The 20,575-nt window shown below is 39.8% G+C and carries 22 protein-coding genes and 1 pseudogene; 19 read left to right on the top strand and 4 right to left on the bottom strand.

Annotated features, from left to right (window positions below):
- Nucleotides 1-172: 172 nt before the first annotated feature.
- Nucleotides 173-946, bottom strand: coding sequence for an SDR family oxidoreductase (locus tag KIP84_RS15490; RefSeq protein WP_213688859.1), 774 nt, complete (start codon nt 944-946; stop codon nt 173-175).
- Nucleotides 947-1,058: 112 nt separating this feature from the next.
- Between KIP84_RS15490 and mazG the strand changes: the two genes are divergently transcribed.
- The 9 genes from mazG (at nt 1,059) to yjgA (ending at nt 7,693) form a co-directional block, all read left to right on the top strand.
- Complete coding sequence (gene mazG, locus KIP84_RS15485) at nt 1,059-1,865, top strand: nucleoside triphosphate pyrophosphohydrolase (protein ID WP_213688858.1); 807 nt, start codon at nt 1,059-1,061, stop codon at nt 1,863-1,865.
- The gene (locus KIP84_RS15480) at nt 1,834-2,238 is read left to right on the top strand and encodes a ComEA family DNA-binding protein (RefSeq protein WP_213688857.1); all 405 of its coding nucleotides are present in this window, start codon (nt 1,834-1,836) and stop codon (nt 2,236-2,238) included. The genes mazG and KIP84_RS15480 overlap by 32 nt, the downstream gene beginning before the upstream one ends.
- A 125-nt stretch (nt 2,239-2,363) precedes the next feature.
- Nucleotides 2,364-3,827, top strand: coding sequence for a polynucleotide adenylyltransferase PcnB (gene pcnB, locus KIP84_RS15475; protein ID WP_213688856.1), 1,464 nt, complete (start codon nt 2,364-2,366; stop codon nt 3,825-3,827).
- Nucleotides 3,824-4,306 (top strand): 2-amino-4-hydroxy-6-hydroxymethyldihydropteridine diphosphokinase, encoded by a 483-nt coding sequence (gene folK / locus KIP84_RS15470; protein ID WP_014208398.1) that lies wholly within the window; start codon nt 3,824-3,826, stop codon nt 4,304-4,306. The genes pcnB and folK overlap by 4 nt, the downstream gene beginning before the upstream one ends.
- 45 nt (nt 4,307-4,351) lie before the next feature.
- The gene (gene panB, locus KIP84_RS15465; protein WP_213688855.1) at nt 4,352-5,161 is read left to right on the top strand and encodes a 3-methyl-2-oxobutanoate hydroxymethyltransferase; all 810 of its coding nucleotides are present in this window, start codon (nt 4,352-4,354) and stop codon (nt 5,159-5,161) included.
- A gap of 3 nt (nt 5,162-5,164) precedes the next feature.
- Nucleotides 5,165-6,013, top strand: a complete 849-nt coding sequence (gene panC, locus KIP84_RS15460; RefSeq protein WP_063098126.1) for a pantoate--beta-alanine ligase — start codon at nt 5,165-5,167, stop codon at nt 6,011-6,013.
- 23 nt (nt 6,014-6,036) lie between these two features.
- Nucleotides 6,037-6,888, top strand: a complete 852-nt coding sequence (gene rapZ / locus KIP84_RS15455) for an RNase adapter RapZ (protein WP_002117179.1) — start codon at nt 6,037-6,039, stop codon at nt 6,886-6,888.
- Nucleotides 6,885-7,154: an HPr family phosphocarrier protein gene (locus tag KIP84_RS15450; RefSeq protein ID WP_000567533.1), complete on the top strand. Its 270-nt coding sequence runs from the start codon at nt 6,885-6,887 to the stop codon at nt 7,152-7,154. The genes rapZ and KIP84_RS15450 overlap by 4 nt, the downstream gene beginning before the upstream one ends.
- A gap of 2 nt (nt 7,155-7,156) precedes the next feature.
- Entirely contained in the window at nt 7,157-7,693 is a 537-nt protein-coding gene (yjgA, locus tag KIP84_RS15445; RefSeq protein ID WP_014208401.1) for a ribosome biogenesis factor YjgA, read from the top strand.
- A gap of 47 nt (nt 7,694-7,740) precedes the next feature.
- Here yjgA and KIP84_RS15440 read toward each other — a convergent pair whose 3' ends face one another.
- Nucleotides 7,741-9,378, bottom strand: coding sequence for an acyl-CoA synthetase (locus tag KIP84_RS15440; RefSeq protein ID WP_213688854.1), 1,638 nt, complete (start codon nt 9,376-9,378; stop codon nt 7,741-7,743).
- A 393-nt stretch (nt 9,379-9,771) separates the two neighbouring features.
- Between KIP84_RS15440 and thrS the strand changes: the two genes are divergently transcribed.
- The 4 genes from thrS (at nt 9,772) to KIP84_RS15420 (ending at nt 13,583) form a co-directional block, all read left to right on the top strand.
- A complete protein-coding gene (gene thrS / locus KIP84_RS15435) occupies nt 9,772-11,694 on the top strand; it encodes a threonine--tRNA ligase (protein ID WP_002117224.1) in 1,923 nt (640 codons plus the stop codon).
- Between the two features lie 5 nt (nt 11,695-11,699).
- Complete coding sequence (gene infC / locus KIP84_RS15430) at nt 11,700-12,251, top strand: translation initiation factor IF-3 (RefSeq protein WP_075383312.1); 552 nt, start codon at nt 11,700-11,702, stop codon at nt 12,249-12,251.
- Between the two features lie 229 nt (nt 12,252-12,480).
- Nucleotides 12,481-13,101: a glutathione S-transferase N-terminal domain-containing protein gene (locus tag KIP84_RS15425; RefSeq protein ID WP_002117212.1), complete on the top strand. Its 621-nt coding sequence runs from the start codon at nt 12,481-12,483 to the stop codon at nt 13,099-13,101.
- Nucleotides 13,102-13,154: 53 nt separating this feature from the next.
- Complete coding sequence (locus KIP84_RS15420; RefSeq protein WP_046812589.1) at nt 13,155-13,583, top strand: YqaA family protein; 429 nt, start codon at nt 13,155-13,157, stop codon at nt 13,581-13,583.
- Between the two features lie 40 nt (nt 13,584-13,623).
- On the opposite strand, the gene nreB is transcribed toward KIP84_RS15420, so the two are convergent.
- A complete protein-coding gene (nreB, locus tag KIP84_RS15415) occupies nt 13,624-14,874 on the bottom strand; it encodes a nickel resistance MFS transporter NreB (RefSeq protein ID WP_213688853.1) in 1,251 nt (416 codons plus the stop codon).
- 38 nt (nt 14,875-14,912) lie between these two features.
- On the opposite strand from nreB, the pseudogene KIP84_RS15410 reads away from it, so the two are divergent.
- The 3 genes and pseudogenes from KIP84_RS15410 (at nt 14,913) to rplT (ending at nt 15,679) form a co-directional block, all read left to right on the top strand.
- Nucleotides 14,913-15,126 (top strand): annotated as a pseudogene (locus KIP84_RS15410) (hypothetical protein).
- Entirely contained in the window at nt 15,114-15,308 is a 195-nt protein-coding gene (gene rpmI, locus KIP84_RS15405) for a 50S ribosomal protein L35 (protein ID WP_002054552.1), read from the top strand. Before KIP84_RS15410 ends, rpmI begins: the two are co-directional and overlap by 13 nt.
- An 11-nt stretch (nt 15,309-15,319) precedes the next feature.
- Complete coding sequence (rplT, locus tag KIP84_RS15400) at nt 15,320-15,679, top strand: 50S ribosomal protein L20 (protein WP_000124858.1); 360 nt, start codon at nt 15,320-15,322, stop codon at nt 15,677-15,679.
- A 52-nt stretch (nt 15,680-15,731) separates the two neighbouring features.
- Here rplT and KIP84_RS15395 read toward each other — a convergent pair whose 3' ends face one another.
- A complete protein-coding gene (locus KIP84_RS15395; RefSeq protein ID WP_213689857.1) occupies nt 15,732-16,724 on the bottom strand; it encodes a hypothetical protein in 993 nt (330 codons plus the stop codon).
- Nucleotides 16,725-16,882: 158 nt separating this feature from the next.
- On the opposite strand from KIP84_RS15395, the gene pheS reads away from it, so the two are divergent.
- From pheS to KIP84_RS15380, 3 genes are read left to right on the top strand one after another with little or no spacing between them, the layout of a single operon-like run.
- Nucleotides 16,883-17,863 carry a phenylalanine--tRNA ligase subunit alpha gene (gene pheS, locus KIP84_RS15390; RefSeq protein ID WP_005066295.1) on the top strand — a complete coding sequence of 327 codons (981 nt, stop codon included), beginning with the start codon at nt 16,883-16,885 and terminating at the stop codon, nt 17,861-17,863.
- Nucleotides 17,864-17,895: 32 nt separating this feature from the next.
- Entirely contained in the window at nt 17,896-20,277 is a 2,382-nt protein-coding gene (gene pheT / locus KIP84_RS15385) for a phenylalanine--tRNA ligase subunit beta (protein ID WP_213688852.1), read from the top strand.
- A complete protein-coding gene (locus tag KIP84_RS15380) occupies nt 20,274-20,570 on the top strand; it encodes an integration host factor subunit alpha (RefSeq protein ID WP_000126166.1) in 297 nt (98 codons plus the stop codon). Before pheT ends, KIP84_RS15380 begins: the two co-directional genes overlap by 4 nt.
- Nucleotides 20,571-20,575 lie beyond the last annotated feature (5 nt).

Here is a 20,575-nt window from a genome sequence, read left to right as displayed (position 1 = left end):
ATTCATCTTTTTTATTTGAAGGTTTTTTAATTAATATATGATGGTATTTATTTTATCGGGGTTTAAAGTTTAGAATAACTTAAAAAAACAGTGTTTTTCGATTGTTGTATTATAAGTATATATTAAATTGTTTTGGTAAAAAGCTGTCAAATGACAGCCTTTTTACTGCAAATTACTTTCTAGATAAATAAATATTGGTGAGTCGATTTAGAAATTGTGGGCTCAACGTTGAGAGTTGATAAAGCAGTTTGGTTTTTATACCCACTGGAGTGTGGGTGGGCGTCCAAAAATGAGCTTTTTTCTCTACAAGCGTAAGCACCTGCTCAGCAATATCATTTGGGGTTAAATCTATCCCCATATTCTGAATGGTGCCTGCATCCATATTGTTAACCATTGCAGTTTGGACAAATAGCGGCATCACATCTAAAACGCGAATACCATATTTTTTCCATTCCACATCTAAACCTTCAGTAATTCCGCGAACTGCAAATTTACTAGCTGAATAAGAAATCAAATCAGCTTGCCCATAAATTGCAGAGGCTGAAGAGAGGTTGATAACGCGTGCAAAAGACGCTTGCTTTAAGTAGGGTAGAGCAGCGTGACAACCATTGATTACGCCGTTTACATTAATATTTATTGTTCTTTGGTGAGCTTTAATATCAGTCGTTTCAAACGCGCCAGAATATAAAATACCTGCATTATTTACCAAAATATTAAGTTCACTAGCCCATTCGGTAAATTCTTTTAATATGTGTTGCCACTGGCTGTAATCACTTACATCTAGATAGCCGGCACGGGCATTTGGCCCTAAGTCATTTGCTAGTTTCTGAGCAAGCGATTCATTAATATCATAAATGCCTACTTTATATCCTTGTTTGTAGAATACGCGTGCAATTTCAGCCCCAATACCTTGAGCGGCACCACTAATCAGAATACTGTATCTCATCTTTTTTCTCTTTGTCAGTACAATAGTGCGACTGATTTAATCGCTTTGATTTTGATCATAACAAATTAAAATCTTAGTTTGACTGACCGACTTTTTAAACTTGAGGGTTACCATGGATAAATTGCTTAAAATCATGCAAGAGTTACGTGAAAAATGTCCGTGGGATCAACAACAAACCCCAATGTCACTGACTAAATATGCGATTGAAGAGGCGTATGAAGTCGAGGCGGCCATCCGTCAAGGTGATATTAATGAAATTAGAAATGAACTAGGCGATTTGTTATTGCAAGTTGTGTTTCAATCACAAATGTTTAGTGAGCAAGGCGCTTTTAACTTTCAAGATGTTGTTAAGGCAATAAGTGAAAAGTTAATACGCCGTCATCCCCATGTTTTTCAGGCAGATCAATTTAATAATTTAAGCCCAGAACAAGTAAGTGAGCTTTGGAAACAAATTAAGCAACAAGAAAAACAAGGCAAGCCGCAATCAAGATTAGATGAAATTAAACATGGGCCAGCCTTGTTACAAGCACAAGAAATTCAAGCAAATGTCGCTAAGGTTGGGTTTGATTTCGAAACGGTAGAAGATGCTTATGAAAAACTAGAAGAAGAGTTGGATGAGTTTAAGCAGGCCCTAAAAAATCAAAATATTGATGAAATTCAAGACGAATTTGGAGATTGCCTGTTTTCATTAGTCAATGTTGGACGTAAACTTGCGATTTCAAGTGAAACATCACTTTTATCGACAATACATAAATTTAGAAGCCGTTTTACTTTTATTGAAGATCAAGCGCAAAAACAGCAAAGAACATTAGAGGACATGACCTTGTCTGAAATGGATGAATTGTGGAATCAGGGAAAGCGGCAGTTAAAGTTAGGGGAAAAAACACATGCAGCTCAGCATGAATCTTTGGAAGAATAAGCATAACATTTTCATTGTTTTATTTTGGAGCCTGATTTCTTCAATCTTTGTTCAGGCTCAATCTTTTGATCAAAATTTTAAGGAGTGGAAGGCTAAACAGCAGATGTATGATCAGAAGTTGAGCATGCAACAAGCCTCTCATTCTAATAGTCCAAAAAGCTCAGTTATGACTGATTCGTCAGGGCAAATACACTTGAATCAAGCCAATATTGATGAGCTTCAAAAGCTAAAAGGGATTGGTGAGAAAAAGGCACAAGCGATTATAGAATACCGACAAAAGAATGGTGGCTTTAAAAATATTGATGAATTTAAAAACGTAAAGGGTATTGGTCCAGCCATTTTTGAAAAGAATAAAACGCGTTTGACTTTATAAATCATCTGTCTGTCAATTATCATTTCATGCGCAAACTACAGAGAATCAAATTGCCCTTTGTGTGCGTTAGAGCTATGATTAGCGACAACTTGTTATTTACGTCCTGACGTAGGAGACAGCGTCTTTTGCAAACCTTGCGAGCGTCAAAATGTGGTTTGTCCACAGCCCAACTTCCTTCTTCGATTTTAGATGTGATCGATAGCCTGACTAAAGCTGGCTATGAAGCTTATATTGTTGGGGGTGGTGTCCGTGATTTAATGCTAGGGCTTAATCCTAAAGATTTCGATGCAGTCACTAATGCAACACCTTCCCAGATTAAAGAAGTTTTTGGTCGACGTTGTCGAATCATTGGCCGTCGATTTGAATTAGCACATGTCTATTCAGGGCGTGAGCTTATTGAAGTTGCAACTTTCCGTGCTCCTCCAAAAAAAGCAGTCACTAGTGCTTCAGGCATGATTTTACGTGACAATAACTGGGGAACCATCGAACAAGACTTTGCTCGCCGTGACTTTTCAATCAATACGCTATATTACCAACCGCGTAAGAGTATTGTGCTTGATTTCTGCAAAGCAATTGACGATGTAAAAAATAAAACTCTACGTTTATTAGGCGATCCGGCACAGCGCTTCGAAGAAGACCCTGTGCGTATGCTGCGGACTTTACGTTTTGCAGCGAAGTTAAATTTTAAAATTGATTCAGATATTCTCGATATCTTTGATGCAGAGATGACGCAACTATTGCGTGATGTTTCTCCGCATCGTTTATATGATGAATCTCAGAAGCTCTTTACAATGGGACATTTGGCGCGTGTTTTGCCAATGTTGATTGAGTTTGGTGTTTGGAAACAACTCTTTGCCGATATTCAGCCTAACCTCACTCCATTTATTTTAAGAGCAGCAAAGAATACAGATCAGCGTATTCAAGTGGGTAAAACAATCAACCCTGCATTTTTCTATGCAGTCTTATTGTGGCAACCATTTTTAGAGCGTTGTGAATTTTATTTATCTAAAGGTGTGGTACCAGCTGAAGCGCGTGCACAAGCTGGTTTAGATGTCTTAAAACGTCAGGCAACACGCACTGTGATTCCTCGTTTTGCAGAAACTTTTATTCGTGAAGTTTGGGAAATGCAGACCCGTTTGCTTAATCCGAAACCACAGCAAATTGAAGCATTGGCTGGACATGCGCGTTTCCGTGCTGGTTTTGACTTCTTGTTACTTCGTGAAAAGTCAGGTGATGACACAACCCAGGGAATGGGAAGCTGGTGGGAAGCCTACCAAGAAATGTCGAATGACGAAAAAGAAGCTGCAATTAGCCAGTACAATCGTCAGAAAGCTAGAAACCGTCGTAAAGCCGTTGCTGAACCTGTTGAAAACAATAAAGTTGAGACAGAAATCGAACCTTTGGTTGATATTCCTGAACCACGCAGCCGTCGTGGGAAAAAAGAACGTGCTCGACAAGAACAATCGATGGGTCGTTTCGTTGAAAAAGCCTCTGCTTCAGAAGCTGGGTTGATGGGCGACCATCCGATTTTGAAGCGTAAGCGAGTACAACGCGATTTAAGCCAAGTTATTTTTGGGCCAACGCAATGACAACGAAGACCTATATTGGTTTAGGAAGTAATTTGGGTGATTCGCGCCAAATCTTATCTGAAGCCATTGCTAAGCTTAAAACTTTAGGTGGAGTGAAAGTTTCTAAACTTTATCAAAGTCCACCTATGGGTCCTCAAGATCAACCAAATTATTTAAATGCAGTTGCAGAGCTAAATACGGATCTCATGCCTTTAGATTTGTTAGACCAGTTACAGCGATTTGAGCAAGAAGCTGGTCGTGTACGTCTTCGTCGTTGGGGAGAGCGTACCTTAGATCTGGATTTGCTTATATATGGTGATGAAAAAATTCAAAATGAGCGCTTAACTGTGCCACACATTGGAATTCTAGAGCGAGATTTCGTTGTAATTCCTTTATTAGATTTAGACGCTGATTTACATATTAACGATCAGCCACTTAAAAATTTAGAACTCATACAGCAGCCCACGCTGACTGTACTTGCTGATGAGTCTTGGGCTTAAAACCTGACTTATTACGTTCTGCAAACTCCTGTAGAGGATACCATCATGATTAGTCTAAATGACTTAAGAAAATTTAAAGCCGAAGGACGTAAGTTCTCTTGTCTAACTTGTTACGATGCGAGTATGGCAAAAGCAATGGAACTTGCTGAAATTGATACAATCTTAATTGGTGATTCTCTTGGAATGGCAATTCAAGGTCGTGACTCAACTTTACCTGTAACTGTTGAGGACATGGCTTATCATACGGCGGCGGTGCGTCGCGGTAACCAGCATGCTTTGATTATGACTGACTTACCATTTATGAGTTATGCCACCTTAAATGATGCTTTGCAAAACGCAAGAACAGTTATGCAAGCTGGTGCCCAGATGATCAAAATCGAAGGCGGCGCTTGGCTAAGTGAAACTGTACAAGTGTTAACTCGTAATGGTGTACCTGTGTGCGTACATTTAGGTTTAACTCCTCAATCTGTACACGTATTTGGCGGTTACAAATTACAAGCTAAAACACGTGAAGCAGCTGATCAACTTATTGCTGACTGTACGGCAGTGGTTGAAGCTGGCGCAGCAGTTCTATTGCTTGAATGTGTTCCTGCTCAGTTGGGACAAGAAATTGCTGAACTATTTCCAAATACACCTGTGATTGGTATTGGTGCGGGTAATGCGACTGATGGTCAGGTACTTGTAGTACAGGACATGTTGGGTTTAACTTTTGGTCGAGTTGCGCGTTTTGTCCGTAACTTTATGAAAGAACAATCTGGCGAAACAGCAATCCTAGACGCTTTTAAAGCTTTTCATACTGCTGTGCAGGACCAGTCATTTCCAGCCAAAGAACATACTTTCCACGTTGAGCTGTAATTCATGAAAACAGAAACCACCATACAAGGTCTTGCAGCTTCTTTAAATCCTGCTAGAGCTGCGCGTAAAATTATTGGTTTTGTCCCAACAATGGGAAATCTACATGAAGGACATCTCACACTTGTTCGTGAAGCGAAAAAGTTATGTGATGTTGTGGTTGTTAGTATCTTCGTAAATCCAACTCAATTTGGACCGGGTGAAGATTTTGACAACTATCCTCGTACTTTAGAACAAGATAGTCGTCTATTAGCCGATGTTGGTTGTGACATTGTTTTTGCACCATCAGTTGAGCAAATGTACGGTACTCAGCCACGTTTAACCAATATAAGTGTTAGCCAAATTACTGATGCTTTATGTGGTAGTTCACGTCCTGGGCATTTTGATGGCGTAGCTTTGGTGGTCACCAAACTCTTTAATATTGTGCAACCTAACTATGCTTTCTTTGGTCAAAAAGATTACCAACAGTTAGCAGTGATTCGTCAGTTTGTACAAGACTTAAATATCCCCCTCGAAGTAATTGGTGTGCCAATTGTTCGTGCAGCAGATGGCTTGGCTCTTAGTTCAAGAAATGGTTATTTAAGTCCAGAGCAACGTCAGGTCGCTCCGGTTATTTATCAGAGTTTAAAGCAAGCTGAGCAGCATTTACATCAAGGCAAAGATCTACAACAAGTTTTAGAAGATATCAAAACTCAGTTGACAGATAATGGGTTTGTTGTGGATTATGTCGAAGCTCGTCAGTCAAATCTGTTACCTGCTACTCAGTTTGATCGTGATATTGTGTTATTCATCGCGGCAAAATTGGGTGCAACTCGTTTGATTGATAATTTAGAAGTTGCCTTTACACCTCAATAAACAGATCAAAGGACAGCCATGCCATGAAGCGTATACTTATCGTGACAGGACAGTCTGGTTCAGGAAAATCTTCGGCGCTCCAAGTTTTAGAAGATTTGGGCTATTACTGTATTGATAATTTGCCTTTGGCATTGCTGCCCGAAATTGTAGCAAAGCTAGATCATGAAAATAATCTAGAGCAGTTGGCATTAGGTGTGGATGTTCGAAGCACTCGTGCAGATATGCAAGAGTTCGATCATGTTTTTGAGCAACTACAAAAACATGGCACAGTTGATGTGATTTATTTGACTACGCAAGATCAGGATTTGATCGCACGTTTTAGTGCATCGCGTCGCCCGCATCCATTGGCCAATCGTTTTAAAAGTCTGTTGCAATGTATTCATGAAGAAAAGCAGTTACTGCTGCCAATTCAGTTCCGCGCTACGGTTCATATTGATACAACGGATAAAAGTGTTCATGATTTAAAGCATATTTTACTGTCTAAATTGGGGCAGTCAGATAAGCTCATTGTGATATTGCAGTCATTTGGATATAAACATGGCATTCCTTTAGATGCTGATTATGTTTTTGATGTACGGCATTTACCAAATCCGCATTGGGATTTAGAATTGAGACGGTTTTCTGGTTTGGATGAGCCAGTAAGACTATTTTTAGAAGCAAGTCCGCAAGCAAACGAAATGTTTGATGATATTCTTCACTTCTTAAAAAAATGGCTTCCAGCATTTGCTGAAGGACATCGTCACTATATGACGATTTCTATTGGTTGTACTGGCGGTCAACATCGTTCCGTTTATATCGTAGATAGACTAAAACAAGCACTTGAGGCAGAATGGTCTGTTCAGGTCTTACACAGAGAAATGAAGCACTGGTCATGATAGACACAACTGTTGATGTAATTAATAAACTCGGTTTACATGCTCGTGCATCAGGAAAACTGATAGAGGTCACTACAAAATTTCGTTCGTCGATCCAAATTGGAAAAGGCGATCATTTAGTAGATGCAAAAAATATTATGTCTTTGCTGATGTTAGGTGCAGGTAAAGGGACCACTTTGCGATTGGTCATTGATGGTACCGACGAAGAGCAGGCATTAAATGAAGTACAGGCGTTATTCGCCGCAAAATTTTATGAGGCAGATTAATCGTGGCACGTCGTCCCCAACGTTATACTGAAGAAGATTTTGGCTCTTTAGAAGGACGTGCAAGTAAGACAGAGCAGAAAAAAGCAGTTCAACGTATGGCTGCTTTAGGTGAGCAATTAGCACAACTTTCTGTTAAACAGATTCAAAAACTTCCAGTTGATGAACGTTTAATTGATGCGTTAATGGAAGTACAGAACATTAGTTCTTTTGAAGCTCGTCGTCGTCAGTTTCAACGTATTGGTAAATTATTGCGTAATGAAGATGAGACCGTTATTTTGTCTTATCTAACTCCGCAGCAAGGCGCAAAAAAGCAGGCTCAATTGATGCGTTGGGTTGATCGTATGATCGAACAAGGTGACCCTGCAATTAATGAATTTAGTAAAATTTATAATGCTTCGGAACGTCACACCTTGCGTCAGCATGTGTTGAGAATCAAGCGTGATAAGACTCAAGAAGTGAGTGAAGCAGAGCTTGAGGCATCAAAAGGTAAATTTGTTAACTATGTGCAGCAAATTGCCTTATTGTCTGATCAAGGCTAATTGCTCTTCAATAGTAAAAAGCGACGCTCAAGGCGTCGCTTTTTTATTTATACATTTTCAGCCCGTTCTTTTGCCCATTCACGCAAGATAAATTTCTGTAATTTACCTGTAGATGTTTTCGGAATTTCTGTAATAACCACATCTTTAGGCACTTTAAAGCGCGCTAATTCTTTTTGGCAGTGTGCAATAATTTCTTCAGGCGTTGCTGTAGTCCCCATCTTTAATTCAATAAACGCGCATGGTACTTCCTGCCAGCGCGCATCGGGTTTGGCGACTACCGCAGCGGTTAATACAGCAGGGTGTTTATACAACACATCTTCTACTTCTAAAGATGAAATGTTTTCTCCACCTGAAATAATGATGTCTTTTGAACGATCAGTAATTTTTGCATAACCATCTGGGTGACAAACAGCTAGGTCGCCCGTGTGAAACCATCCTCCAGCAAAGGCTTCTTGAGTCGCTTTAGGATTCTTCAAATAGCCTTTCATGACAATATTGCCACGGAACATGATTTCTCCCATGGTTTGACCATCATTAGGCACAGGTTCCATAGTCTCGGGATCTAATACACGCATGCTGTCTTGTAATGGGTAGGGTACGCCTTGACGGGAATGAAGTTGGGCTTGTTCAGCAATTGATAGCTCATTCCATCCAGATTGAGAAGCACATAGGGCAGAAGGCCCATAAGTTTCTGTTAAGCCATATACATGGTTTACGTTAATCCCCATGTTTCGCATCCCTTCAATAATGGCAACAGGTGGAGCTGCCCCAGCAACCATGACTTCAACATGGTGATCAAAGTTCGTTTGTTTTTCTTTAGGTAAGTTAAGAATCATTGAAAGAACAATAGGCGCACCACAGAAATAATCAACTTTATGGGCTGCAATCAATTGCATGACTAATTCTGGATCGACTTTGCGTAAACAAATATTGGTTCCACCACTTGCTGCTATGCTCCACGCAAAACACCAGCCATTACAATGAAAGAGGGGGAGTGTCCATAAATACACAGCACGCGGTTTCATCCCACAAGCCAAGATATTGCTTGCAGCATTAAGATAAGCCCCGCGATGATGATATACCACACCTTTAGGATTACCTGTAGTTCCAGATGTGTAATTTAAGCTAATCGCATCCCATTCATCTTCTGGTAAATGCCAAGAGAAGTTAATGTCGCCTTGAGCGATCCATTCTTCATATTCAAAGGAACCCAAAAACTGATTTTTACCTTCGTATTCCGTATCGGCTACATCAATTACAATAATGTGTTGATTCGGAATAAGTGAGAGAGCCTCTCTTGCCAAATTCACAAATTCAGGGTCAACCAACAGTACTTTACTTTCAGCATGTTCCAACATGAAAGCGATTGTTTTTGCATCTAAACGTGTATTGAGGGTATTAAGTACCGCACCCGCCATAGGAACTGCAAAATGCGCTTCAATCATGGCTGGAATATTTGGCAATAAAACGGATACCGTATCATTTTTCTCAATTCCCAGCTGCTTGAGCTGAGATGCAAATTGACAGCAGCGCTGATAAGTTTCTTTCCATGAAATTTGGCGCTTACCATGAATAATCGAAGCTTGATTCGGGTAAATATAAGCCGCACGCTCTAGGTAGCGTAGAGGTGATAACGCAACAAAGTTTGCGGGTGTGCGTGGTAACTCGTCATAAGCACTAACCATGTGAAACAACTCCGTGTTCTATTTTTAATTCATTCTTTGAAAATATGATTTAATATTAATCAAAGCATTTATGCTTTAGTCTTAAAGAACGATACCCTCCAGTCAAAAAATGAGCAGAAATGCTATTTTCTTCATCTTAAACCACTTGTGTTAAACATGTTTAAAAAACATCTCAATATATTTTTTAAGTCATTTATTGCTGTTTACGCGATAAACAAAATGTATTTATGATTTTATGGACCCAAAGGTTTTCACATTGCTTGAACAAGTGTAAAATCTTTCAGGTTTTTTAACTTTGATTTACACCGTTTTTATATTTTGAGGTTCGCCTCGATCATAATCTCGCGGTGAAATGCTCCTTCGTATAGGGCATCACTCCTTAAGGATTTTTTTATGCCAATTATCACATTGCCAAATGGCGATCAAAAGAGTTTTGATCACGCTGTATCTGTTATGGAAGTTGCCCAAAGTATCGGGCCTGGTCTAGCAAAAAATACTGTTGCTGGCCGTGTAAATGATCGCTTAGTTGATGCATGTGACTTAATTACCGAAGATTCGACCTTACAAATTATCACTCCAAAAGATGAAGAAGGTCTTGAAATTATTCGCCATTCTTGTGCACACCTTGTAGGGCATGCTGTTAAACAGCTTTTCCCAGAAGCCAAGATGGTGATTGGTCCAGTCATTGAAGAAGGTTTTTACTACGACATCTGGATGCCACGTCCTTTTACCTTGGATGATATGGCAGCTATCGAAGAGCGTATGAAAAAGCTCATCGATCAAGATTACGATGTCGTAAAAAAAATGACACCGCGTGATGAAGTTATTGCTGAATTTACTGCGCGTGGTGAAGAATATAAATTACGCTTGATTGCAGACATGCCTGAAGAAACACAAATGGGCTTGTACTACCATCAAGATTATTTGGATATGTGTCGTGGTCCACACGTACCGAATACCAAATTCTTAAAATCATTTAAGCTCACTAAAATATCTGGTGCATACTGGCGTGGTGATGCAAAAAATGAGCAGCTTCAACGTATTTATGGTACAGCATGGGCTGATAAGAAACAGCTTGCTGCGTACATTAAGCGTATTGAAGAAGCTGAAAAGCGCGACCACCGTAAAATTGGTAAAGCCTTAGACTTGTTCCATATGCAAGAAGAAGCACCGGGTATGGTGTTCTGGCATCCAAACGGTTGGACGATTTACCAAGTTCTTGAACAATACATGCGTAAAGTTCAGCAAGACAATGGTTACCTTGAGATTAAAACACCACAAATTGTAGACTTTACACTGTGGGAAAAATCAGGTCATGCGGCGAACTATGCTGACAACATGTTTACGACTCATTCTGAAAATCGTAATTATGCCGTTAAGCCAATGAACTGCCCATGTCACGTGCAAGTTTTCAACCAAGGTTTGAAGTCTTACCGTGATCTACCGATTCGTTTAGCAGAGTTTGGTTCTTGTCATCGTAACGAACCATCAGGTTCTTTACACGGCATTATGCGTGTACGTGGCTTTACACAAGATGACGCACACATCTTCTGTACTAAAGAACAGATCGGTCAAGAAGTTGCTGACTTTATTAAGCTGACTTTAGAAGTTTATAAAGATTTTGGCTTTGAAGAAGTGCAAATGAAACTTTCTACACGTCCAGAAAAACGTGTAGGTGATGATGCACTTTGGGATATGGCTGAAAAATCTTTAGCAGATGCTTTAGATGCAGCGGGTCTCGAATGGGAGTTACAACCTGGTGAAGGCGCGTTCTACGGTCCGAAAATTGAATTCTCATTGAAAGACTGTCTCGGACGTGTATGGCAGTGTGGTACTATTCAGTGTGACTTCAACTTACCAGAACGTTTAGATGCGTCTTACGTAACTGAAGACAATGATCGTGATCAGCCTGTGATGTTGCATCGTGCAATTCTTGGCAGTTTTGAGCGTTTTATTGGTATACTAATTGAACACTACGCAGGTTTCATGCCACCTTGGTTGTCGCCGTTACAAGCATGTGTCATGAATATTACGGACTCTCAAGCTGAAGCTTGTGAGAAAGTCGTAGCAAAACTCAAAGAAAATGGCCTTCGTGCTATTTCTGACTTGAGAAATGAAAAAATCGGATTTAAGATTCGTGAGCGTACTCTAGAGCGTATTCCTTACCTATTAGTTCTTGGTGATCGAGAAGTTGAAGAAGGTACAGTGAATGTGCGTACCCGCTCAGGAAAAAATTTAGGTACTATGTCAGTAGATGCATTCATTGACTTAGTGAAGTCTGCCGTCGCCGAACGTGGCCGGTATATTGTGGAGTAAGAAAGATTAAACAGCCTGACCGTAACCAACAACAAGGTGCAAAAAGCAACCGTCCAGCAATTAACGACGAGATCCGTGCAAAAGAAGTACGCCTCGTTGGTGCTGACGGTGAGCAAAAAGGAATTGTTTCATTAAATGAAGCACTGCGCGCTGCTGAAGAGGCAGATCTTGACCTAGTTGAGATCGTTGCAAACGCCGAGCCGCCTGTTTGTAAAATTATGGATTACAACAAGCACTTGTTTGACCTTAAGCAGAAGCAAAAAGATGCGAAGAAAAAACAGCATCAAGTGCAAGTGAAGGAAATCAAACTGCGCCCTGCAACTGATGTTGGTGATTATCAAGTTAAGCTTCGTGCTATTTTGAAATTCCTTGAAGAAGGAAACAAAGTGAAAATCACTTTACGTTTCCGTGGTCGTGAAATGGCTCACCAACAACTTGGCTTAGCTCAATTACAAAAGATTGAAGCTGATGTTGCTGAGTTTGGGGTTGTGGAACAAGCACCTAAAATGGAAGGCCGTCAAATGGGTATGTTACTTGGACCGAAAAAGAAAAAGTAATACTCAAAAAAAGCACTGCAAAAGCAGTGCTTTTTTATATCTTTATCATAATAAAAAAAGATGATTTAATTTTCTCTGTTCAGTTTTATTTAAGACAATTGCTATATCTTTTAAAAGAAATTCAATTCTTGAATTTTATGTATTTTTTAGTGCTGGAAATCTCATCGTCCCTCTTAAAACATGCTATAACGCAAGACGCAGTCATGATAACGATGAATAGGAAAATAGAATGATTGATCTATATTATTGGGGAACTCCCAATGGACATAAAATCACAATTGCCTTAGAAGAAATGGGACTGGACTACACTCTTTACCCAATCAATATTTTAGAAAATGATCAATTTCAGCCAGACTTTCTGAGAATTTCTCCAAATAATAAAATTCCGGCAATTGTTGACCAAGATGGACCTCGTGGTGAGCCAATTTCAATATTTGAATCAGGTGCGATCCTGCAATATCTAGGTCGAAAAACTGGATTATTTTATCCAACTGATGAGCAAGAGCGAGTTGAAGTTGAACAATGGCTCATGTGGCAAATGGGTGGGCTAGGGCCTATGCTAGGGCAGAATCATCATTTTAACCGCTTTGCACCAGAAAAAATTCCATACGCTATAGACCGCTATGTAAATGAGACTAAGCGCTTATATGGTGTGCTGAATAAGCAGCTTATTGGTCAGAAGTTTGTTGCGGGTGAGTACTCGATTGCTGATATGGCAATTTTACCTTGGATTTTGCGCTATGAATGGCAAGGTATTCAGCTAGAGGATTATCCTTATGTACAAGAATATATTGTTCGCTTGACGGCACGTCCTGCGGTACAAAAAGCACTATCAATTAAAGTCATCTAACTCTTATTGGCAGCGTAATGAATAAAGTGAAAGGTGATTTGGTCTAATTTAATATGCTAAGTTACTTTTTACTTTTTTTGAGCGCGTTTGGGGCGGCTACATTATTACCATTACAATCAGAGGCTGTGCTCGCCACTTTATTATTAAAAAAAGAATATTCTGCTTTCCTTCTAATTTCTATCGCTACTTTCGGAAATGTACTGGGCTCGTGTGTGAACTGGTGGCTTGGTTTAAAAATAGAGCAGTTTAAACACAAAAAGTGGTTCCCAGTTTCTGAAAAACGTTTAGAACAAGCTCAACGTTTTTATCATAAGTATGGATTTTATTCGCTGCTTCTAAGTTGGACACCTGTGATTGGTGACCCAATTACTTTAGTTGCGGGTTTATTCAAAGAAAATTTTTGGCGCTTTTTAATTATAGTTTTGATTGCTAAAGCAGGACGCTATATTTTTATTTATTGGGTGATTACAGGTTTTATTTAAAATAAAAGCATCCGAAGATGCTTTTATTAAAATGGTTTAACTAGTCTTCTGAGCTTTTTGTAATATCGACTTTAAATAGGTCATTGGTTTTTAGCCAACAGAAGGTGACCACTGCAAGTGTCATACAACCACCAAAAATAGTCGCTGCAATCGTTCCTAAATATTTGGCTGCTAAACCTGACTCAAATGCACCAAGCTCATTACTTGATGAAACGAACATGCCATTTACGGCAGCAACGCGACCACGCATATTTTCTGGCGGAAAAATTTGCAAAATGGTTTGTCTAACCACAACTGAAATGCTGTCACAAGCGCCTGTCATAGCCAGCGCAAATAGTGATAACCACATGTTATTTGAGAAAGCGAAAAGAATCGTAAAAACACCAAATCCTGCAACAGCAAGTAGCATGTTACGCCATGCATGCTGAGTTGGTGGAAAGCGAGTCAAAGCAATCATAGTGACGAGTGCTCCAATAGATGGCGCCGCACGCAAATATCCCAGTCCTTCTGGACCGACTTTTAAGATATCTTCTGCAAAAATTGGTAATAATGCGATGACTCCACCAAATAAAACAGAAGCTAAATCAAGAGAAATTGCCCAAAGAACAATTTTAGTTTTCCAGATAAAACGGAAACCATCTCCTAAACTTTCTAAAACGTTAGCGGTTTCAATTTTAGGAAAACTACGCTTATGCAATAGGTTAATTAAGATAAAACAAATACCAAGTAAAACCGCAACACTAAATAGGCTTGTTTCTCGGCCTAAATAGGCAAGCATGAAACCACCAAGCATTGGCCCGATGATTACACCACTTTGCCAACCGATCGTCGTCCATGTTGCACCATTTGCATACAGTTCACGAGGAATCAAAAATGGTTTTAAAGACGTTGCAGAGGGATTATAAAACCCACGTATAGTACCTAAGCCAAAAATAACAGCATAAATACCCCAAGAAAGGAAATTGACGCTGATATGACCTAAACCATGTAGATGGAACAGTGACCACAGTACTAAAGGAAGAGCAACCGAGAAAAATAAACAGATCTTCATAATAATCTGTTTATTAAATCTATCTGCAAAATAGCCACCCCAAAGAGAAAGAGCAATAAAAGGAATGGCTTCTGCGAGTCCAATTAGACCTAGAGTCAGAGGGTCTTTGGTGATTTGATAGAGTGAGTAGGCAACAATAATTTCTTGAATCAGAATTGCTAAAGTTAAGCAAAATTGATTAATCGTAACAATTGAGAAATCTCTGTAGCGTAAGGCAGCAAATGCATCATGTTTCTGCATTAGGAATATCGTATGTTGATAATTTGATCATATTATAAATGGAAAAAAGCATAGGTGCTTTATTTATTATTGATATTGCTGGCACGGTTGAATTTGGAAAAGTCTTTCTTTGCACTCATAAAAACAGTAACTAATAGTTTTAATTTTGCTCAGGTTGCTATAAAATACGCGCTTCCTTACCTGCAGGTCGATTTTGCAATGGTGCGATCGTGCCGAACAGGTGCCCAAAAGAGGTTACTATGGCTAAGTTAAAAACTCGCCGTGGTGCAGCTAAACGCTTCAAAGCGACTGCAAACGGTTTTAAGCGCAAACAAGCATTCAAGCGCCACATTTTGACCAAAAAATCTGCTAAACGTATCCGTCAATTACGCGGCTGTGTAATGGTTCATGTTTCTGACATGAATTCAGTTCGTCGTATGTGCCCATACATCTAAGGAGATTATAAATGGCTCGTGTAAAACGTGGTGTAGTGGCTCATCGTCGTCACAAAAAAATTCTTGCTCGCGCTAAAGGTTACTACGGTGCTCGTTCACGCGTTTACCGCGTAGCGTTCCAAGCGGTAATCAAAGCTGGTCAATACGCTTACCGTGACCGCCGTCAAAAGAAACGTCAATTCCGTGCTCTATGGATTGCGCGTATCAATGCTGGTGCTCGTCAAAACGGTTTGTCTTACAGCCGTATGATCGATGGCTTGAAAAAAGCTCAAGTGATCATCGACCGTCGCGTATTAGCTGACATCGCTATGCATGATGCAGTAGCATTTGCTGCTTTAGCTGAAAAAGCTAAAGGTGCACTAGCTGCATAAGCTTAGAGATTCAAAGAAAGACCGCTTTTTAGCGGTCTTTTTTATTATTTATTTATAGTCCAAAATAATAAGCCAGAGCACAAATAATAATGGTTAGAATAATCAGCTTAATCACGCCTGAACCAGTACCTTTATGATGTTGAGATTTCAAATGTTGAGGATTTTCATTTGATTGCTCAAATGGAGATGCTTTAACTACAGGCACCATCTGAGCTGTTTGATAATGGTTGGCAACTTTTACAATAAGCTTGGCAAACAAATCATCAGTTTTTTGTGTAAAGTTTCTTAAATTAATGAGTTGCTCTTGGTCTAGTTCTTCTCCTAAAGGATCATTTGCAAGGCGTTTCTTTTGTTCTAAATAATCAGCTAATGCTTGAGTACGAAATAAAAGTTGATGAGCGTAATCTGCGGGATAGCTCTCAGGAATTAGGGCGTGTTTTGGCTCTAAGCTTTTAATATTTGTACCATCAAAAAGTGCATTTTGAAGTTCTGGCTCCTCAAAGCCTGCTGCATATTTACTACGAAATAATTCACTATCCATAAAATCAGCTATTTCTTGCCATGGCGGATTTTTTAAATCAGCTTCAATTTTTTTTGATAATTTTTCATTGAGTTCAAAACGCCAGAAAGTTTCTAAACGAAGCTCACAGGTTTGTGAGGCAGGGGCTTCAAACTCATTATCATTGTTATACCATTCGGCAAGCTCATGGCCAAAAATCCAAGCAAATTTCTTATCATTCTGATGGCTCACGATAAAATGAGTATAAGGTAAGAGCTCGACATTACTGTTTGGATTTTGCTCTTCATTGAGAAGGCTTGATAAATGTAAGCTAAGTTTTGAGGTACCTTGTTTTTTTAATGCTTCTAGCCAGACTTGAAAGTGTTGGGCCAACAAATGTTGAGAAGTTAAGTCACGAAACTGAAAACTATGATGGTCGAAAATATGATGTTGTCGCCATTGGTTAAAGCTTAAATTCTGACGGAGGTATTCATTACCATATGTCACAAGCGTAAGTTGTTGTTTCCAAATCTGATTAAGCGCCATAATAGTTGATCTCATTGACGATGCTACTATCTTATACGTTTTATCTTTTTGTTGCCTAATACATTTTTCATGATGGATAAACTTCATCAATTCGATGAAAAACTGTTAGAATGCAGTGTTTTATTATATTTTTTAAATTTGTTGCTTTGAGAGTTAATATGTCACTGGAAGCCCTGACCACAGAAGCGCTTGCTGCCATTGCAGCAGCTCAAGACCTTGTTGCACTTGATCAGGTGCGTGTGCAATTTACAGGGAAAAAAAGCCAGCTTGCAGAACAATCGAAAGCATTAGGGAAAATGGACCCTGAAGAACGTAAAGTACAAGGTGCTGCGATTCATGCTGTTCGAGAAACAATTAATACTGCATTAACAGAGCGTCAAACGGCACTACAACAGGCAGCACTTGCGCAAAAGCTAGCAAGTGAAACGATTGATATTACACTGCCGGGCCGTGGTCAACGTATTGGTACAGTTCATCCTGTTACTCAAGTACAAGAGCGAATTTGTCAGTTCTTCACTAAAGCTGGTTTTACAGTTGCAACCGGTCCAGAAGTTGAAGATGACTATCACAATTTCGAAGCATTAAATATTCCTGGTCACCATCCAGCACGTGCTATGCACGATACTTTCTACTTTGATGCCACTCACTTGCTACGTACGCATACCTCTGGGGTACAGATCCGTACAATGGAGACGAGTGAGCCGCCAATTCGTATCGTGTGCCCTGGCCGTGTTTACCGTTGTGATTCGGATCAAACGCATTCGCCAATGTTCCATCAGATCGAAGGCTTATACGTTGCTGAGAACACCAGCTTTGCTGAATTAAAAGGTTTATTGATTAACCTACTGAATGAATTTTTTGAGAAAGATTTAAAAGTACGTTTCCGTCCTTCATATTTCCCATTTACAGAGCCTAGTGCAGAAGTAGATATCATGGATGAGCGTGGGCGTTGGTTAGAAGTATTAGGCTGTGGCATGGTACATCCAAATGTATTGCGTGCTGCAGGTATTGATCCTGATAAATACAAAGGCTTTGCTTTTGGCTTAGGGGTAGAGCGTTTTGCAATGTTGCGTTATGGCATTAATGATTTGCGTATGTTCTATCAAAATGATGTGCGTTTCTTACGCCAATTTGCCTAACAGTTTTTCAGGATTAAAAAAGGTTTATAAAGATGAAGATTAGCGAAAATTGGCTACGCACATGGGTTAACCCAGCAATTGATAGTGAGACATTGTCTGATCAGTTAACTATGCTTGGTCTTGAAGTTGATGAACTTGCACCTGTTGCTAAGCCATTTACTGGCGTCGTGGTCGGCGAAGTTTTAACAGTTGAGCAGCATCCAGATGCAGATCGTTTGCGTGTAACAACAGTGAATATTGGTTCGGGCGAGCCTTTACAAATTGTTTGTGGGGCACCGAATGTTCGTGTTGGCATGAAAGCTCCAGTTGCAACGATTGGTGCTGTATTACCGGGTGATTTCAAAATCAAAAAAGGTAAACTTCGTGGAGTTGAGTCACAAGGCATGCTTTGTGGTGCTTCTGAAATTGATCTTGAAGATAAAATCGATGGTTTGCTTGAGTTACCTGCTGATGCTCCAGTAGGGATAAATATCCGTGAATACTTAAAACTCGATGATAACGTCATCGATATCAGTATTACACCAAACCGTGGTGACTGTTTCAGTATCCGTGGTATCGCTCGTGAGATTGCAGTAATTAACCAACTGCAAGTGAATGAACCTGATATTAAATCAGTTGAAGCGACAATTGCTGATGAGAAGAAAGTAGTGATCAGCACTGAAGGTGCTCCACGCTATTTAGGACGTGTAATTAAAAACGTTAATGTAAAAGCTGCTACTCCTGAGTGGATGGAGCAGGCTTTAGCTCGTTCAGGAATTCGCACGCACAGTATTTTGGTTGATGTGACGAACTATGTCCTTATGGAACTGGGTCAGCCAATGCATGCTTTCGATTTAGCTAAAATCGAAGGGACTGTACATGTGCGTCAAGCTCAGCCACAAGAAAAACTACAACTCCTTAATGATCAAGAAGTTGAATTGCAAGAAGATATAATGGTGATTGCTGATGACCAGAAGGCTTTGGCAATTGCCGGAATTATGGGTGGTTTAGCATCAAGCGTAACTGATGACACAACTGACATTTTCCTAGAAAGTGCATTCTTCGCGCCACTTGCTATTGCTGGACGTGCTCGTCGTTTTGGCTTGCATACTGATTCTTCACAGCGTTATGAACGTGGTGTGGATTTTGAGTTGCCATTAATTGCCATGAACCGTGCTTCGCAGCTTATTCAAGAGTTAGCAGGTGGTGAATTTGGTCCAATTACTGTAGCTGAAAAAACTGAAATTTTACCAAAACGTGAAGCAATTGAACTGAAACAAGCTCAGGTAGACCAATTGTTGGGATATCAATTGACGGCTGATTTCATTGCAGATGCTTTAACTCGACTAGGATGTGAAGTAACTGTTAAAGCTGAAGGTGAGTGGAGGGTAGTGCCTCCATCACATCGCTATGATATGGCTATTTATCAAGACTTAATTGAAGAAGTGGCACGTATTGATGGTTATGACAATATCCAAATTAGCTTACCAAGCATGGATGTTCAATTAGCTAAATATCAAGACCAATTTGAAATTGCAGAGTTGCGCCAAACTATCGTGACTTTAGGCTATCAAGAAGCAATTAGTTTTAGCTTTGCTGATGCAAAACTTGAAAAGCAATTGAACCCGCAAGTAAATCCGTTAATGCTAGCAAATCCAATTTCAAGTGATTTGGCTGCGATGCGTAGTACTTTGCTTTCAAGTTTAATTCCTTGCGTACAATATAATCTTAACCGTCAGCAAAGCCGTGTTCGCTTCTTTGAACTAGGACTTCGTTTTGATTATCAAGATGCTAAAAGTATTGAGGATCTAAAACAGATTCCAACTTTAGCTTTAGTGGCAGTTGGCTCGCAACAACTAGAATCTTGGCATGTGAAGCCTCAACCAATGGATTTCTTTGACTTCAAAGGAGAGATAGAAGAGATTTTAGCTGCTGGACGTGTCAAAGTTGAATATGTGCGTTCAGAGCGTGCATGGTTGCATCCAGGGCAGTCTGCTGAAATTTTAGTTGATGGCCAATCAATTGGTTACTTAGGCCGTCTACACCCATCTTTAGAAAATGAGCTAGATTTAAGCACAACTTGGGTTGCTGAACTTGATCAAGCAGCCGTTTTGCAATCTTATGTATCTAATTTTACAGAATTATCACGTTTTCCTTCGATTAGACGTGATATTGCGCTTTTAATCTCTGATAATATAAATGTTAGAGATATTCAGCAGTTAATCGAAAAAACTGGTGGAGAGCTTTTAGACTCTACATGGTTATTCGATGTGTATACGGGGCAGGGTGTCGAAGAAGGTAAGCGCTCATTGGCGTTTGCATTATTATGGCAACATCCTTCACGTACGCTTGAAGATGCTGAAATTAAATCTGGTATGGACAATATAATCCAAGTGTTGGAAAACACTTATCAAGCGACATTGAGGGCCTCATGACAGCATTAACTAAAGCAGACATGGCTGATCATTTAAGTGAGTTAACCAGCTTAAATCGCCGTGAAGCAAAACAAATGGTCGAGTTGTTCTTCGACGAGATTAGCCAAGCGCTTATTGCAGGGGAGCAGGTTAAGCTTTCTGGTTTTGGTAATTTCGAGTTAAGAGATAAACGCGAACGTCCAGGACGTAACCCTAAGACAGGTGAAGAAATTCCAATTTCAGCACGTAGGGTAGTGACCTTCAGAGCGGGTCAGAAGTTTAGACAACGCGTTGGAAATGAGCAGATCGATTGATCTGC

It is taken from the genome of Acinetobacter sp. BHS4 (assembly GCF_018454425.1).
GTDB classification, from domain to species: Bacteria; Pseudomonadota; Gammaproteobacteria; order Pseudomonadales; family Moraxellaceae; genus Acinetobacter; species Acinetobacter pittii.
This window is presented reverse-complemented; position numbering and strand designations above follow the sequence as displayed.

Excerpts from the sequence above, each read along its gene's own strand:
- KIP84_RS15395 (WP_213689857.1), bottom strand. The coding sequence starts at position 16,724 with ATGGCGCTTAATCAGATTTGGAAACAACAACTTACGCTTGTGACATAT.
- KIP84_RS15450 (WP_000567533.1), top strand. The coding sequence starts at position 6,885 with ATGATAGACACAACTGTTGATGTAATTAATAAACTCGGTTTACATGCT.
- rapZ (WP_002117179.1), top strand. The coding sequence starts at position 6,037 with ATGAAGCGTATACTTATCGTGACAGGACAGTCTGGTTCAGGAAAATCT.
- panB (WP_213688855.1), top strand. The coding sequence starts at position 4,352 with ATGATTAGTCTAAATGACTTAAGAAAATTTAAAGCCGAAGGACGTAAG.
- rplT (WP_000124858.1), top strand. The coding sequence starts at position 15,320 with ATGGCTCGTGTAAAACGTGGTGTAGTGGCTCATCGTCGTCACAAAAAA.
- KIP84_RS15425 (WP_002117212.1), top strand. The coding sequence starts at position 12,481 with ATGATTGATCTATATTATTGGGGAACTCCCAATGGACATAAAATCACA.
- folK (WP_014208398.1), top strand. The coding sequence starts at position 3,824 with ATGACAACGAAGACCTATATTGGTTTAGGAAGTAATTTGGGTGATTCG.
- mazG (WP_213688858.1), top strand. The coding sequence starts at position 1,059 with ATGGATAAATTGCTTAAAATCATGCAAGAGTTACGTGAAAAATGTCCG.
- panC (WP_063098126.1), top strand. The coding sequence starts at position 5,165 with ATGAAAACAGAAACCACCATACAAGGTCTTGCAGCTTCTTTAAATCCT.
- KIP84_RS15440 (WP_213688854.1), bottom strand. The coding sequence starts at position 9,378 with ATGGTTAGTGCTTATGACGAGTTACCACGCACACCCGCAAACTTTGTT.
- pheS (WP_005066295.1), top strand. The coding sequence starts at position 16,883 with ATGTCACTGGAAGCCCTGACCACAGAAGCGCTTGCTGCCATTGCAGCA.
- rpmI (WP_002054552.1), top strand. The coding sequence starts at position 15,114 with ATGGCTAAGTTAAAAACTCGCCGTGGTGCAGCTAAACGCTTCAAAGCG.
- KIP84_RS15380 (WP_000126166.1), top strand. The coding sequence starts at position 20,274 with ATGACAGCATTAACTAAAGCAGACATGGCTGATCATTTAAGTGAGTTA.
- thrS (WP_002117224.1), top strand. The coding sequence starts at position 9,772 with ATGCCAATTATCACATTGCCAAATGGCGATCAAAAGAGTTTTGATCAC.
- pheT (WP_213688852.1), top strand. The coding sequence starts at position 17,896 with ATGAAGATTAGCGAAAATTGGCTACGCACATGGGTTAACCCAGCAATT.
- KIP84_RS15480 (WP_213688857.1), top strand. The coding sequence starts at position 1,834 with ATGCAGCTCAGCATGAATCTTTGGAAGAATAAGCATAACATTTTCATT.
- nreB (WP_213688853.1), bottom strand. The coding sequence starts at position 14,874 with ATGCAGAAACATGATGCATTTGCTGCCTTACGCTACAGAGATTTCTCA.
- KIP84_RS15490 (WP_213688859.1), bottom strand. The coding sequence starts at position 946 with ATGAGATACAGTATTCTGATTAGTGGTGCCGCTCAAGGTATTGGGGCT.
- KIP84_RS15420 (WP_046812589.1), top strand. The coding sequence starts at position 13,155 with ATGCTAAGTTACTTTTTACTTTTTTTGAGCGCGTTTGGGGCGGCTACA.